Below are 14,953 nucleotides of genomic sequence, written 5' to 3' on the forward strand. Positions count from 1 at the left end.
TTTCATTTGAGTTGAGACTACCCCGGAGTGCGGAATTTATTCCGCTTTTTGGCAGAGGCAGAATGAATTCTGCACTCCTTCAACTGATTTGAAATACACCCAAATGATATGAACTGCGTAGTTCCAAAAAGTATCACTTCAATTTGCTTGACCTTTTACCGAATTATGTTATCCTTTGATGTATTATACATTAATCCCCGGATTTTGGGAGCCGAGGTGAAAGCAAAACAATAATCCCTAAACCCTCTCGTTTGGTTCTGACCTGTCCGGGTTAGGTGTGGGTGATGAAAAAAGACCATATTCCCAATAGCTATTTTGAAATCATCGAAGCCTGCGCCGAACCGGGCTGTCCCTTCTGCCGGTTGGTGGAAGAGATCGGTTTTCGTTTTCTGATGGCCAGCATGCACGGCACAGCCACCGACCCGGACATGCGGCTCCAGTTTCGGGCGTCGTTAGGGTTTTGTAATCGGCATGCCTGGCTGCTGCCCCAAACCGGCGGAGGCGCCCGGTTGGGCATTGCCATCATCTACCAGGATTTTATTCGGCAGGTGGAAAAAGAGTTAAGCAGAGCCGGCTATGATAGCCCCAGGAGCGTCTCCCTGAGCCAGATGCAAGAAACCCTGAACCGCAAAAGGCCAAGCGCCGCCACGCAAACCGTGGTCAAGAATCTTCAGCCGGAGAAACCATGCCCGGCTTGTTTGCAAGAAGCTGAGTTGGAAACATTGGCCATAACCACGCTGGTGGATTTGTTGACCACAGACGAAAAAATGCTCAAGGCTTTCAAATCGTCCGATGGCCTCTGTTTATATCACCTGCGCCGCGCCCTGGAATTGGTAAGAGACAAAGCCACTTTTGAAACTTTGCTGGAAATCACCAGGGAAAAACTGGTCAAGCTGCAAGCGGAACTCGATGAGTTCATTCGTAAGCACGACCACCGCTTTCAGCACGAAAAGTTTGAGGCCGAGGGCGATAGCTGGCAGCGGGCCATTATCCAAATAGCGGGCTCTCCTCGCACTGAGCCGGGCAAAATGAAACTAAAATAGGTTCTTTTTTGATGAGTTTGTTACAGCCAAACCATAAGGCCATTCATTTTGACATTCTAACCCTCTTTCCGGAAATGTTTGCCGGGGTTTTTGACGCCACCATTATTGGGCGGGCGCGCCAGGCCGGGCAGGTGACAATAACCCTCCATAATATCCGCGATTATGCCCCCGGCAAACACCACGTCACCGACGATACCCCCTATGGCGGCGGCGGTGGTATGGTTATGAAACCGGAACCTATTTTTAATGCGGTTGAGGCAATTTTGGGCATTAACATCCCCAATGAGGGGTATTTGCCATTGATGGCCCAGGGTTATCCGCCCCTTATTTTGTTGACCCCCCAGGGACGCCTGCTCAAGCAAACAATGGCCCGCGAATGGGCGAGGTATGCCCGGCTTGTTTTGATTTGCGGCCGCTACGAGGGGGTTGACGAGCGGGTGCGGCAATACCTGGTTACTCACGAAATCTCTATTGGCGATTATGTGCTTTCCGGCGGCGAGATTGCGGCCATGGTGCTGGTTGACGTGTTGACCCGCCTTGTGCCGGGGGTATTGGGCGATGCCGAGGCCCCCAACAAGGATTCTCATTCGGCGGGATTGTTGGAACACCCTCACTACACCCGCCCGGCGGAATATCGCGGGTATAGTGTGCCCGATATTCTTGTCTCCGGCCACCACGCCAACGTGCGAAAATGGCAGCGCCAGCAATCCCTGGCCCGCACCCTGGCCCGCCGGCCTGATCTGCTGGCAACGGCGGCCCTGAACGAAGCCGACCGCGCCTACCTGGCCGATTTGGGATATGATTTCTCAAACTCCCACCTGGATTTGTCTGACTCGTAGAGTTCATGCTATAATTCCTTTTTGTGGCTGGCGAGGGCCAGCATTTTTTTAGTCAATAGCAAACAGAAAATTATTCCTGGTAAGTGAAAGTGACTTCTGGCTGGTAAGAAGTCTCTTTTTCTGCCAAATTGAGGTAGATAAAATGGCCCATGCAGTTGATTTAATCCAATCCGTTGAACATCAATCCCTTGAAAAGCAGCCGGGTGAACGACCGGAGCTGCGCATTGGCGATACTGTGAACGTCCACGTCCGCATTGTTGAAGGCAACCGGGAGCGGGTGCAGGCTTTTCAGGGGGTGGTGATTGCCATGAAGGGCAGTGGGATGAACAAACTCTTTACCGTCCGGCGCATTGCCTCCCACGGCATCGGCGTAGAGCGAACTTTTCTCTTTCACTCGCCGCGCATCGAAAAGGTAGAGGTTTTGCGCCACGCCAAGGTGAATCGCGCCAAACTCTATTTCCTGCGGGATCGGAGTGGCAAGTCGGCCCGCCTGAAAGAAAAGCGAATTTCGTAAATGGGCCGGCGATGGTGTGGGAGTTGACCGCTCGTGTAAATTAAGATTGGATGATGTTTGACCGAAATGAATAAATCATGGTCATCTCCAAGGTCGAATGGCTCTTTTCCTGATCTGCAAAAAGAAATAGCCCTGCTCAAGCAGGGCTATCGTTTTGTAGCGGGTCTGGACGAAGTTGGGCGGGGTGCCTGGGCCGGGCCGGTGGTGGCTGCCGCCGTGATTTTGCCATTTGACCGGCCGGAGGCGGTGGCAAAAACTTTGGCCGGCTTGCACGATTCCAAAAAATTAGGCCCAAATAGACGAGAAATTTTCTTTGGTTTGATCCAAAAAACAGCGCTGGCCGTTTCGGTGGGGATGGCCCCGGCGGCAATGGTGGATGAAAACAACGTGGTGGGCGCAACCCGTTACGCCATGCAGCAGGCGCTGGTCAATTTGAGCCTCTCCCCGGATTATCTTTTATTGGATTATCTGACCCTGCCCGACGTAATGCTGCCCCAACATGCTTTTCCCAAAGCAGATAACCTCTCGCTGACGGTAGCGGCCGCTTCGGTGATAGCCAAAGTAACCCGGGATCGGTTGATGGTTGAATTGAGCGACATTTATCCCGGTTATGGGTTTGACCAACACAAAGGGTATGGCACTCCGGCTCACCGCGCGGCTTTAATTAAACAAGGCCCCTGCCCCCTGCATCGTTTCAGCTACAAGCCTTTGGAATGTTTGACACTCTCAAACAATAATTAAGGCAATCTTCCGGCTTCAGTTGTAAATCAAAAGATTTCTCTCATTCGCCGGTAGCATTGGCGGCGGTGATGGGGCGAATGTACTGCACCAGAACCACAATTTGGGTGCCTAAAAATTGGCCGTGCTTGCGGTGATAAATAAAGCCGTGTCGCTCGTAAAATCGGCGGGCCGAGGCATTGGTTTCCTGAACCGACACAAAACATTGTTCCATGCCGGCCTGGGCCAGCGCGGCAAATCCCGTTCTAAGGATCACCGTGCCCACGCCCAGATTTTGATATTCAGGCAAAACATAAAGGCGAACCAGTTCGGCGCGGGCCTGGGTGGGGTGGTAACGGCGCAAAAAATGGCCAAAGCCAATCATCTCTTTTTTTAGCTCAACCACGTAAAACCAATGGCCGGGCGCATCAATGGCCCCGGCCAGATTTTCGGGGGTATAAGCTCGCTCTAAAAAATCGTTCCGATTTTCCGCAGAGATGGTGCCGCTGTACGTAATATTCCAGGTAACCCGCGCGATGTGAGCCACCTGGGGCAAATCGGCATGGGTGGCAAATCTGATAACCAAATGCCGGTGGGGCGTGGTTAGGGTATTGTTTTTTAGTTCGTTTTCCATGGGCAACAAAAAGTTCTTTCGGGTGATACGTTAATAATAGCACAAATTGCTGGATTAACGAATTTCCGAAAGAACCAATTGGCGGCCAGGAAAATCTTAGTTTTTACTCTTCCCTTACCCCTCCCACCCAGGAAGAGAAGTCGGATGTGGTAGGCAAAACTGTTCTTTCTATTTTGTAAATATTGGGAATTTGTAAGCCTGTACTGCGCGCAAAGCCGGTAACAACATAACCACGTTTAAAATACGTTTCAAAAATATCGCGGGTCGACTCGCGCCAGCCGCGCGCCAGACCAAGGTCCATTTTTTTGATGATATTCAGATCGTGGGGAATCTGGACCAGCAACACCGGGTCATCCATTTCTAAATCAGAAGCAATGGGACGAGGGAGATTTCTTTCCCAGGTAACATAGTTGACCACATTATACTTTTCTTCTTTGAGCCAATTTTCGGCCAGGGGACGCAGTTCTTTGCTGCGAATTCGCTGTCTGACCCGGTCGCTCATCAGTTCCCACTCCAGCAAAAAACGGTCGGTGGACAGGCCCACCTGGAGGGGGTTGCTGACCGCGCCGTAAATGTCGCGGGCGTAATGGCGTACAATGCCGCCCAATTTTTCAATATTCAGGCTGGCGTTTTTGCCCAACAGCGGATCATACGTCCACACAATCAGGTCAATGCCCCGGCGCAGCATGGCATCGCGTTGGGCCAACTTTAGCTTCATGCCAATGCCTTTACTTTGGTAACTGGGTAAAACGCCCATCCGTTGGGAAAAGAGGTATAACTTGGCCTCCGACATGCCCAGGTAGCCATAAACAAAACCCACCAGGTCGGGGCCGTCGTAAGCGCCCAGGAGCGTGCCGCCGTTGTGGGCGGCGGAGATGAGCTGGGTGTAGGGAAATACCATTAAATCGGTAAAACCCCAGGTGGCCCGTTGAATCTCATGACACCTGCGTAAGTCGGTTAAAGTGTTGATTGGACGGATTTTAATGTCCATCCCTGCCTTTTGTTGTTTCACGTTGCCGGGGATTAGCGTAAGTTTAACCCAAGTATATCATTCTTGAATCAAGACTGCAAGGGGAAAATTGTCCCGTCCTTCTGTTCCTGTCCGGGTGCGAGGTTAAAAATGTTATGGGGCCGGTTAAATGAAATCTTAGTTTGATTTTTACCGGAAATTGGATTATACTATTCGACAACTTTGTTCTTTAACTTGTGCGGGGTGTAGCTCAGTCCGGTTAGAGTGCTTGCTTTGGGAGTAAGAGGTCGGCGGTTCGAATCCGCCCACCCCGACAAATATCCAGGAAAGGGGTTTCCAATGACCGACGCCGTTCGACACCGGGTACTGTATATTGAAGATGACGAGAATCAGCGAGTGGCTATGTCTCAAATGCTCAAAATATTGGGTTATGAGGTAACCTGCGCCGAAAATGGGCAAGAGGGGGTTGAAAAAGCCGCCAGTTGGAAACCCGATATTGTTCTCACCGACGTGCGCATGCCAAAGATGAACGGCGATGAGGTCATTCGCGTTTTACGCAGCCGGCCGGAAACATGCGGCCTGCCAATTTTTGTCATCTCGGCCTTTACCGACGCCAAAACGCGCGGGACATGTAAAGAGGCCGGGGCCAATAAGTTTTACGCCAAACCCATTAATATTTACGAGATCAACGACGATATTAAATCGGCTTTGAATCATAAAAAACCGGCAATCTTAACAACTTAAAAATATGCGGGCATAGCTTAATGGTAAAGCCCTAGCCTTCCAAGCTAGTCATGCGGGTTCGATTCCCGCTGCCCGCTTTGTTTAAGCCTGATCCTAAGGGTCGGTCAGACCTTTAGTTTTACCAGGCAAACATAAGGGCCCTTAGCTCAGTGGTTAGAGCGGCCGGCTCATAACCGGTTGGTCGCAGGTTCGAATCCTGCAGGGCCCATGAACAAAGAAAACACCCGTTTTAAGCGGGTGTTTTTGATTCCAGAGTTATTTGGCCCAAAGCGCTTGGGCTACGGGTAATCCCACGTCAGCCATTCAACGGTCAAATTGCCGCCCAGGTCCCAGTCAGACACGTAAAACTTACCGTAACGGCCTTCGTTGGTTTTGTAGCAGCCGGTCAGCAAAACAGCGCCGCCGCCCACGTCAATGGGCCGGTCATAGGCGGCGGCCAGGCAGTCAGGCAGGGTAATGTCGCCGTAGGATTTACTGAGCAAAGCGCCGCTGGCCCCGCCCTTGGGGAAGAATTGCTTTTGCTGCCAGTCCCAATAAAAATCGGAAGCGGGGCCGACGTTGTCTTGCACCAGGCCCTGGTCAAAATCTATGCTTTGGGCGTGAACCAGGCGCGTTTTGCCGTCTCGCAGCACCGGCACGGGGGTGGGGGCCTGGCCGGCGACCGTGACGGTCAGCTCGGCCGTGGTTTCGCCGGCCTCGTTGCGGGCGATGAGGGTATATACCGTGTCTTGATCGGGCGAAACGGTTTTATGGCCCGGGGCCACTACTCCTTCTTCAAGGTTGTTGTAACGCAAATAGGCGGCCGTGGCATTGGCCAAATCCCAACTTAAGGTGACACTTTCGCCGGGAGCGATGGTGTAGCGGTTGGCCGTGAACGTGTAGATGGTTGGTTTGAGCGCGTCGGGCGTGGGCGAAGCCGGAGGTCCGGCGTTGCCGGGCGGGGGAGGGGTTTCCACTACCGGCACCGCGCCGGCGTTAACAGCCTCTGAAAACTCCCCGCCGGCGGCCACCCAGCCCCCGTTGCCGTTATCGGACGGGAAGACAATTTGCCACCAGTAAGCGCCTTCATCCTGGCCCGTGATCTCGGCGGATTGGCCCTGGGCTAAACGGCCGACCACGGGGTAATCTTTGCCTGGCCCGGTGCGGACATTCAAGGCCACCAACGCGGTGACAATGGGTTTAAGCCCCACTTGGTCGCCGGTTGAGGCGGGCGCCGGCGTGGGCACAACCGGGCGGGGCGTGGGCGTGGCCGGCCCGGCGATTGGCGTTTGCCCGGCCGGAGGCGCGGGCGGGGCGTCGTCCCCGGTTTCGGTTACGGTGACCACCACCTGCGCCGGCTCGCTGGAATCGCCGTCCAGGCTAAAAGCCACGGCCTGGATCACAAAACTACCGCTTTTCTCCGGCGTCCAGGTGTAGTCGGCCACAAAGGCGTTCACCGGCGGCGCAACGGTTTCCACATAGGCCGGCCGGCCGTTGATGGTCACTTCCATCTGCGCCACGCCCGGCATGTCGGTTGCGCCAAACTTTACCACCACGGCTTGGCCCACGTTAAAATGGCTCCCGTTTTCCGGGGCGGTGATACTGGCGACAGGTTTGTCCGGCTGGCCCGAGGTTGCGCCAAATGAGGCGCAGCTTGAGGCTGTCAGCAGCAACCCCAGGAGAAGCAGTGAGGTTAATATTCTATATCGCATCGTCTTCCTCCCGGTCAACAGCGCTTGGAGATTGTTCGTAAAGCCCTTGCCGGTCATTTTGACGTACTTTGATAATATCGCGGAACATCCGCGCGGTATCTTTAAGCGGATGCACTTTACTTTCGGTTTGATAATACCAGTGGATCGGCACTTCGATGATGCGATAGCGCTGTTTTTGGGCCAGGTATAGGATTTCCACGTCAAAGCCGAAACCGTTGAGAGTTTGGCGTAAAAAGAGGTCCCGAATGACGGAGCGGTGAAAACATTTAAAGCCGCATTGGGTATCTTCAAAACCGGGTACGGCCAAAACCTTGACCAGCCAATTAAAAGCTCGCCCCATCAGGTGGCGATAGGCCGGCTCATGGTAACGCACCGCTCCCGGGGCTTCCCGCGAGCCAATGGCTACCTGGTAACTGTTTTGTTGGGGCGGTAAAAATTTGGGCAGTTCCGTGATAGGCATGGCCAGGTCGGCGTCGCATAGAAGGGCGTATTCCCCTTTGGCTTGCAGCATGCCCATTTTCACTGCGTGCCCTTTGCCGCCATGCCTGGCCCGAATCAGCTTTATGCAGGGATGTTTGGCTGAAAACTGCGCCACCACTGCCGCGGTGCGGTCCGTGCTGCCGTCATCCACCACCAATACTTCGGTAGAATATGCCTGCGCTTCTACAAATTCGGCCACTTGGTTTAAGGTGCGAGGCAAGCGCGATTCTTCATTGTAGGCTGGGATGACTATGGTTAAAAAAGGGATGTGTTCTGGCCCGTTGATAATGTTTCTCCACAAATAAAGTATCAACCCAGGCGGGAAAAAGTATGATACACGTCCCTTTAGCTTTTGGCAAAATATATGCACCCCCTGAACTGGTCATCTCTGCCGGCCTTTGCTATAATAGCTGGTCAGAAGCACCAAATCTGCCGCCTCCGGGGAGCAAACACCTGTGGACATCCGAGAACTTATGGGCCAATATCACGCCGGGCAGCGCGATTTTAGGGGCGTAGACCTGGCCGGTTTTGTATTGTACGGCGTTAATCTGAGCGATGCCAATTTTCAGCGGGCCAACTTCAGCAAAGTGAAACTGCTTGAGGCCAATCTGCAAAGGTGCAACTTAAGCGAAGCTACGTTGAATGGCGCCAATTTGACCGGCGCTACCTTAAGCGAAAGTAACCTGAATTGGGCCAAATTGGTAGGCGCCACCCTTAATGAAGCCGATCTTTCGCAGGCCAACATGATCGAGGTCAACCTGTCTCGGGCCAAAATGTTTGAGATCAATCTAAATGAGGCCATTCTCAGTTGGGCCGATTTGAGTTGGGCAAAATTATACGAGGCGCAACTCAGTTGGGTTAACCTGAACGCAGCCAACCTGGGCCGCGCCTGCCTGATCTCGGCCAATCTGAACGAGGCCAATTTGAGCGAAGCCAATTTAGCCTCAACCGATTTGAGCCACGCCGACCTGCGCGAAGCCAAACTGAGATTTGCCAATCTGGAGGAGGCTATTTTGCGCCAGGCTAACCTGAGCGGCACCGACCTGCGTGAGGTCAACCTGACCGGGGCCGATTTGAGCGAAGCCCAATTGAATTGGGCCAATTTGACCGGGGCCCAGGTGAGCCGGGAGCAGTTAGAGCAGGCGGCCGGTTTAGAAGGATTGATCCTGCCCGACGGTTCAATTTATGCAGCCTGACTTAAAAGCGGGCAAAAACAGGCGCCGCGCCCTGGCCTTGAGCCTGGGCCTGTTTTTGTTTGCCGTTTATCTTTTTACCTACCGGGGCGGCTTCCACTCCATTGACGAAGTGGCCATGTATGCCGTGACCGAGAACATGGCCAAATTGGGCCGGTTTAACATTGATCAAATCGCCTGGATCCAATGGACCACCAGCCAGTCCGAGGCCCAGGGCTTTTTTGGCAAAGATGACCACGTTTACTCCAAAAAGGGGCTGGCGCTTTCGCTGGCCCAAGCGCCACTGTACTGGCTGGCGTTGCATTTGCCGGGAATTGGCATGCTGCAAACCGTTTCTTTGCTCAACGCTTGGGTCATTGCCGCTACCGGCCTGCTCATTTTTATGTTTCTCCACCGCCTGAAGTTTTCCACCCTCACCGCCCTTGTTACCGCGCTTACCTTTGGCCTGGCCACAATTGCCGCCGTTTACGCCAAATATCTTTTCAGCGAGCCGCTGGCCGGCTTTTTATTATTGTTAGCCGCTTACATGCTATTTGCCTATCGTCAGGAGGGCGGGCTGCGTCATATAGCCCTGGCCGGGCTGGCCGCCGGTTTTGCCGTGGTCGCCCGCGCCAACAATCTTTTTGTTTTGCCGGTTTTTGGCCTATATTTATCTTGGGTGGTATGGCGAGGATTAGATTGGCAATTTGGGCAATCGGCACAGCAGCAAATGGGCGGAGCAGCAAATCCACAGGGCAACCCATCAACGATTTTCCCCTTTCCCCTCTCCCCTCTCCTCTCTCCTCTCTCAGTATTTATCCTGGCTATGGCTATTCCTGGGGCTATTCTATTAGGTTACAATGCTGTTCGCTCCGGCAACCCTTTGCAAACCGGCTACGATCTGACCCTCTTTTCGCCCAATATTCTCCTGGGACTTTATAAATTGCTCTTTAGCCCCTTGCGTGGCCTTTTTGCCTACAGCCCCATTTTGCTTCTGAGTGTGCCCGGCTGGTGGTTTTTGCGCAAAACCCGGCCCGCCGAGGCCTGGCTTATGGCCGGCCTTGTCGGCGTCACCATTGGCCTTTTTTCCGCCTGGTCCTCCGGCGAGGGCCTCTCATGGGGCAGCCGTTTTTTGGTGCCGGTGATCCCCTTCTTTGGGCTTAGCCTGGCCCCGATTGTGGCAAAGGGGGTTGAAGCCAGAGCGCAAGTTTGGCGGTTTACGTTTTACGCTTTATTGCCGCTTTCGGTTTTTATCCAATTCCTGGGCCTAGCCATCAACCCCTGGGTTTTTCTGGCCCGTCTGCAAAAAGATTTTGGCGGAGAATTTTTTCTGGAAAATACGGCGGCGCTTTATAACTTTCGTTATAGCCAGATTGTGGGCCAACTTGAAACCTGGTCCCTGACCAACTCCGACGTGGTCTGGTGGCAGCCGGGGGGTTTTGACGGGCTGGCTTTTGGCTTGAGCTTGGGGCTGCTTGTGTTTTCCGGCTGGTTTTTATGGCGGCAGATGGTCAACAACCAACGACCAACGACCAATGACCAACGACCAGCAACCGTTGAAACCGTATCCCGGCCCGGCCCTACTACCACCCTATTTCCTATTCCCTATTCTCTGCCCCCGGTTACCCTGCTACTTTGTTGCCTTGCACCCCTGCTCCTCTGCTACCTGCTCCTGACTCGCTACTACCGCACCGACCAACAATTCGGCCCGCCCAACGACGCTTACACCCGCGCCCTTTACACTGCCGCCGCCAACAAGGCCGCCGGCGACCAAATTGTCACCGTAGCCCAAAACCACTACCACGTGCCGATGAACCGTTTTAAGGCCAAAATCCCTCTGATCGGCCTGGCCCGGCAAACGTGGCCCCCGCCGCAAACCGCCCTGTCGCTTTTAAGCCATGCCACTGCCGGGCCAAATGTGTGGCTGGTGACCATTGGCTTTCAACCCGCCGCGCCGGATAACGCCGCCGAACGCTGGCTGGCCGCCAACGTGTTCAAAGCCGGCGACGAATGGCTTGACGAAAGCGTGCGTTTGGTGCGTTTTGCCACGCAAAAGCCTAAAATCATTCGCCCCCTCAAAATTACTCTGGGCAATGAGGAAATACAATTGGTTGAAGTCGTTTTGCTTGAGGCGCTCCGGCCAGGACAGGCCCTGCCCGTGGAATTTATCTGGCTGCCCTTGGCCCAACCGCAAACAGACTATAACCTTTTCCTGCAACTGCTGGCTGCCGATGGCGCGTTAGCGGCCCAGCACGACAACCCGCCCAACGGCGGCTACAGCCCTACTTCCACCTGGCAACCCGGCCGGCCGGTCATCGTCCGCCACGCCCTGCCCTTACCCCCTGACCTCACCCCTGGCGACTATCGCCTGATTACCGGCTTGTATCACCCGACCACCGGCGAGCGACTGTCCATCGTCGGCGGAAGCGATTTTATTGATTTAGGTTTCATTACTGTTGAACGGTAAAATGTCAAACAAAAAATGAAACTGCCAACCGTCCCTCAAAAACTGATCATCCTGGGCCTGGTGTTGCTGGCTTTTTTGCTGCGAGCCTATCGCCTTGATTTCCAGAGTTACTGGATTGATGAAGCCTGGAGCGTTTATTTTGCCAACCTCTCCCCCGCTCAGTTATGGCACCTGCTCAAAACCGTAGAACCTCTGCCGCCCTTTTACCATCCTTCCACCATTTATTGGGCCTGGCTGGTGGGCGATAGCGAATACGCCATGCGTTTTTACTCGTTGTTGTTTGGCGTTTTGGCCGTGCCCTTCACCTATCGCCTGGGCCGGGCCTTGGGCGATGACCGGCTGGGGCTGCTGGCCGCCCTCTTAATGGCCGTCTCCCCTTATCAAATTTGGCATTCCCAGGAGGCGCGGATGTACAGCGCCCTCACCGCCGCCTCGGTGATGAGCATGTGGGGGTTTGCCAACCTGTACCGGCGCGGCGGCCGGCGCTGGCGCATCGTTTACATTATAGGCACGGTGTGGGCCATTATGACCCACTATCACGGCGTGGTGCTCATTGGCATCCAGGGCCTCTTTTTGCTGCTCACCTGGCAGCGCCACCGGCGCGTTTACCTGGATTGGGGCGCTACGCTTGTAGTTGTGCTGCTGCTCCAACTGCCCTGGCTCATTCTGGGCGGCAACCTGCTGCAAAGTTACCTCAACTGGATCGAGCAGCCCACGCTCTGGGACACTTACCTCCGCAGCGCCGTAGCCTACAGCCTGAATGAACTGGCGCCCCGCCCCCAGGCCATCCCCCTTGCCCTTGTTTTTGTGGCCGCCTACCTGCTGGGCCTGTTTTACGCGACCCGCCGCCGGTGGGGAAGCTGGCGCGGCCCGGAGATGCTGGCCTTTTTGGCCGCTTACACCCTTGCCCCCAACCTGGCCGCCTGGCTCTACGGCGAATTCCGCACCACGGTTTATTACGAACGCTATCTCATCCTGGTGCAGGTTGGCTATTTATTGACTATTGCCGTTGGCGTTTTAGCCGTAGCCGACGGCCTGCCTTCCCTGATTTCCCGTTTTGGAAAACGGCGGCAGCGGCATTCCCGCCTGCCGGCCCGGTTAGCCAAATTCAGCGCCATCCTGTTGCTGCTTGCGCTCATTGGCCTTAACGGCTGGGTTCTTTATCATCATTATTATGACCCCGTTTACGCTAAACCCAACTGGCGGGCCGTGGCCCAAACCGTTCAGGATTTTGGCCGGCCCGGTGACGCCGTTCTCCTCACCGGCGACGGCGGGGAACACGCTTTTAATTATTATTATCACGGCAGCCTGCCGGTATACTATCCCTTTAACATCTCCCCCCACCACCAACAGCAGCGCCCGACAGGCGACGAAGCCCGGCAAATTTTGGCCGGCATCGCCGCCAAACACCAACGCCTCTGGTACACGCCCTACGGCATGCACCTTGACCCCATACTGGAAGGCTGGTTGGCCGAACACGCCCACCCGGCCTGGCACAGTTGGCTGGGCCGCAAACGGTTAGCCTTGTACGCCACTCAGGCTGTTACCAACCGGCAAAAAACCCTTAATGTTCTTTTTGCCGATGCGTCTGGCCGGGGGCCAAAGTTGCTCCATATCGCCTGGCCGGATGAACCCACGGCCGCAGGCGACCTGCTGCCTCTGGCGTTGACCTGGCAGACCGAGGCCCCGCTGGCCAATGATTACCAATTATCTCTCCGGTTGAGCAACGCCCGCGGCGACATCTTCACCCAGAGCGACTGGCCGCCTCTCACCGCCATTGCCCCCACCTCGGCCTGGCCACCTCACCAACCCCTCACCGATCGGCGCAGCCTGTGGCTTCCGCCCGACGTCCCACCCGGCGATTATACGCTGCAACTGGTGGTCTATAATCCCGTTTCCGGCCAATCTCTTGGCCAGCCAGTCATACTCTCCGGTTTTGCCGTTGGCCCGGCCCAAATCAGCCCCCCCCTTGAAGCTTTATCTATTCCCAACCTTGGCCGACGCATTATGGGTAACTTAACTTTAGCAGGTTATATATCGCCCCCCAAAATACAGCCCGGCCAGGAAATGTGGCTCTGGCTGTACTGGCAGGCCAAAGAACTTGCCAACCCGGATTCCATTGTCCGGCTGAGTTTGCGCAGCGGCGATAAAGTTGTTTCCGCCGATTATCCGCTGGCCGCCTCGATTGGCCCGCTTGCTTCCTGGCAGCAAGGCCAGGTGCGGCGGGCCGTGTACCACCTGCCTACCAGCCCCCGGCTGGCGGGTCAAATAGCAGAACTGGCCGTGGCGCTTGTTTTGCCGGATGGACGGGTTGAGGCGGAAACCGTTCTAACTCAAATTGAGTTGGAAACCCGGCCCCGCCAATTTGATGTTCCCGCCGTTGATCGCCCGCTGGACATCTCTTTTGGCGATGCGGCCCAAATCAAATTACTGGGCTACAATCTGCCCGCCGCCCAAGCTGCGCCGGGCGACACGCTGACCCTCACCCTGGTATGGCAAGCCGGGGCCGAAATGGACCTGGACTACACCGTATTTGTGCAACTGCTCAATCATGCCGGGCAGGTGGCGGCCCAGGTTGACGCGCCGCCCCTGGCCGGAGCCGCCCCCACCACCACCTGGCTCCCCGGCGAAACCCTGGCCGATACTTACCCCCTGGCCCTCCCGGCTGATCTTTCTCCTGGAAGTTACCGCCTCATCGCCGGCCTTTACCACGCTCCTACCGGCCGGCGCTTGCCGGTATCCTCCGGCGGGGATTTTGTGGAGTTACCCCAGGTTGCGGTAAAATAATCAACCGGAAAGGGTGCTGCCCGTGCCGTATGAGATCTTGCCTAAAGCAGCGTAAAACAACAGCATGTCAAAAATATCAGACCAAACGTATCTTTTGACCAACCAATACCAGAACGCCTCAAATCTGAACGCCCGGATGCAGCTTCACGCCCGGTTTAGTGTAAATCAGTCTGGCTGGCATCTGTGGGTTTTTGACCATTTTAGACTTGACCCCCAGAGTCGGGTGCTTGAATTAGGCTGCGGCCCCGGCAGTTTGTGGGTTGAAAATTTAAACCGCATCCCTCCCGGTTGGGATATTACCCTCTCTGATTTTTCCGAGGGGATGTTGCAAATAGCCCAAAAAGATCTGGAGAATAGCCGTCGCCGGTTTTTGTTTGACGTTATTGATGCTCAATCCATCCCTGCCGATAAGCAAAGTTTTGACGCGGTCATTGCCAACCACATGTTCTATCACGTGCCAGACATATCCCAGGCGTTGTCAGAAATTCATCGAGTTTTGAAACCCGGCGGGCGCTTATACGCTTCAACGGTGGGTCTGACCCACATGCAAGAATTGGATAAACTGCTGCGCAAATTTGACCCCAAAATTGAAACACTTTTTGACGGAGATCAGCCCCATTCCTTCATCCTTGAAAATGGGGCTGAGATATTATCGCAGTGGTTTACCGATGTTACGCTGTGGAAATATGACGATGCGTTGGTTATTACCGAAGTAGAGCCGTTGGTTGCTTATGTTATGTCTATGATTAGATTTACGTTGGATAAAGATAGACTGGCCGAATTCACCAACTTTGTCGCCCAGGAAATGGTCTCAGCAGGGGCCATTCACGTCACCAAAGCCAGCGGTCTTTTTGAGGCGGTTAAAGGTTAAGGGCTTAAAATGATTGCTGCCACC

Annotated in this window: 13 protein-coding genes and 3 tRNA genes; 12 read left to right on the forward strand and 4 right to left on the reverse strand. The window is 54.7% G+C overall.

Annotation, left to right across the window (positions count from 1 at the left end; translation table 11 throughout):
* Positions 1-284: 284 nt before the first annotated feature.
* From JW953_09725 to JW953_09740, 4 genes are all read left to right on the forward strand, one after another.
* Positions 285-1,043: a hypothetical protein gene (locus JW953_09725; protein ID MBN1992972.1), complete on the forward strand. Its 759-nt coding sequence runs from the start codon at positions 285-287 to the stop codon at positions 1,041-1,043.
* A gap of 41 nt (positions 1,044-1,084) precedes the next feature.
* A complete protein-coding gene (trmD, locus tag JW953_09730; GenBank protein MBN1992973.1) occupies positions 1,085-1,882 on the forward strand; it encodes a tRNA (guanosine(37)-N1)-methyltransferase TrmD in 798 nt (265 codons plus the stop codon).
* Positions 1,883-2,024: 142 nt separating this feature from the next.
* Complete coding sequence (rplS, locus tag JW953_09735) at positions 2,025-2,396, forward strand: 50S ribosomal protein L19 (GenBank protein ID MBN1992974.1); 372 nt, start codon at positions 2,025-2,027, stop codon at positions 2,394-2,396.
* 66 nt (positions 2,397-2,462) lie between these two features.
* Positions 2,463-3,137, forward strand: a complete 675-nt coding sequence (locus JW953_09740; protein ID MBN1992975.1) for a ribonuclease HII — start codon at positions 2,463-2,465, stop codon at positions 3,135-3,137.
* A 40-nt stretch (positions 3,138-3,177) separates the two neighbouring features.
* On the opposite strand, the gene JW953_09745 is transcribed toward JW953_09740, so the two are convergent.
* Together JW953_09745 and JW953_09750 are read right to left on the reverse strand one after the other, a co-directional pair.
* Positions 3,178-3,747, reverse strand: coding sequence for a GNAT family N-acetyltransferase (locus tag JW953_09745; GenBank protein MBN1992976.1), 570 nt, complete (start codon positions 3,745-3,747; stop codon positions 3,178-3,180).
* Positions 3,748-3,850: 103 nt separating this feature from the next.
* Complete coding sequence (locus JW953_09750) at positions 3,851-4,738, reverse strand: GNAT family N-acetyltransferase (protein MBN1992977.1); 888 nt, start codon at positions 4,736-4,738, stop codon at positions 3,851-3,853.
* A 218-nt stretch (positions 4,739-4,956) separates the two neighbouring features.
* Here JW953_09750 and JW953_09755 point away from each other — a divergent pair.
* From JW953_09755 to JW953_09770, 4 genes are all read left to right on the forward strand, one after another.
* Positions 4,957-5,031, forward strand: a tRNA-Pro gene (locus tag JW953_09755).
* A gap of 25 nt (positions 5,032-5,056) precedes the next feature.
* Positions 5,057-5,461 carry a response regulator gene (locus tag JW953_09760; GenBank protein MBN1992978.1) on the forward strand — a complete coding sequence of 135 codons (405 nt, stop codon included), beginning with the start codon at positions 5,057-5,059 and terminating at the stop codon, positions 5,459-5,461.
* A 6-nt stretch (positions 5,462-5,467) separates the two neighbouring features.
* Positions 5,468-5,538: transfer RNA gene (locus tag JW953_09765), tRNA-Gly, on the forward strand.
* Between the two features lie 58 nt (positions 5,539-5,596).
* A tRNA-Ile gene (locus tag JW953_09770) sits at positions 5,597-5,669 on the forward strand.
* Positions 5,670-5,739: 70 nt separating this feature from the next.
* On the opposite strand, the gene JW953_09775 is transcribed toward JW953_09770, so the two are convergent.
* Positions 5,740-7,152: an SH3 domain-containing protein gene (locus JW953_09775; protein ID MBN1992979.1), complete on the reverse strand. Its 1,413-nt coding sequence runs from the start codon at positions 7,150-7,152 to the stop codon at positions 5,740-5,742.
* Positions 7,142-7,885, reverse strand: coding sequence for a glycosyltransferase family 2 protein (locus tag JW953_09780; protein ID MBN1992980.1), 744 nt, complete (start codon positions 7,883-7,885; stop codon positions 7,142-7,144). The genes JW953_09775 and JW953_09780 overlap by 11 nt, the downstream gene beginning before the upstream one ends.
* 202 nt (positions 7,886-8,087) lie before the next feature.
* Between JW953_09780 and JW953_09785 the strand changes: the two genes are divergently transcribed.
* From JW953_09785 to JW953_09800, 4 genes are all read left to right on the forward strand, one after another.
* Entirely contained in the window at positions 8,088-8,828 is a 741-nt protein-coding gene (locus JW953_09785; protein ID MBN1992981.1) for a pentapeptide repeat-containing protein, read from the forward strand.
* On the forward strand, positions 8,818-11,271 hold the full coding sequence (locus tag JW953_09790; protein MBN1992982.1) for a phospholipid carrier-dependent glycosyltransferase: 2,454 nt from the start codon (positions 8,818-8,820) through the stop codon (positions 11,269-11,271). Before JW953_09785 ends, JW953_09790 begins: the two co-directional genes overlap by 11 nt.
* A gap of 15 nt (positions 11,272-11,286) precedes the next feature.
* A complete protein-coding gene (locus JW953_09795) occupies positions 11,287-14,058 on the forward strand; it encodes a glycosyltransferase family 39 protein (protein ID MBN1992983.1) in 2,772 nt (923 codons plus the stop codon).
* A gap of 64 nt (positions 14,059-14,122) precedes the next feature.
* Complete coding sequence (locus JW953_09800) at positions 14,123-14,929, forward strand: methyltransferase domain-containing protein (protein MBN1992984.1); 807 nt, start codon at positions 14,123-14,125, stop codon at positions 14,927-14,929.
* Positions 14,930-14,953: the final 24 nt, after the last annotated feature.

This window comes from Anaerolineae bacterium, from assembly GCA_016931895.1.
Lineage (GTDB): Bacteria > Chloroflexota > Anaerolineae > 4572-78 > J111 > JAFGNV01.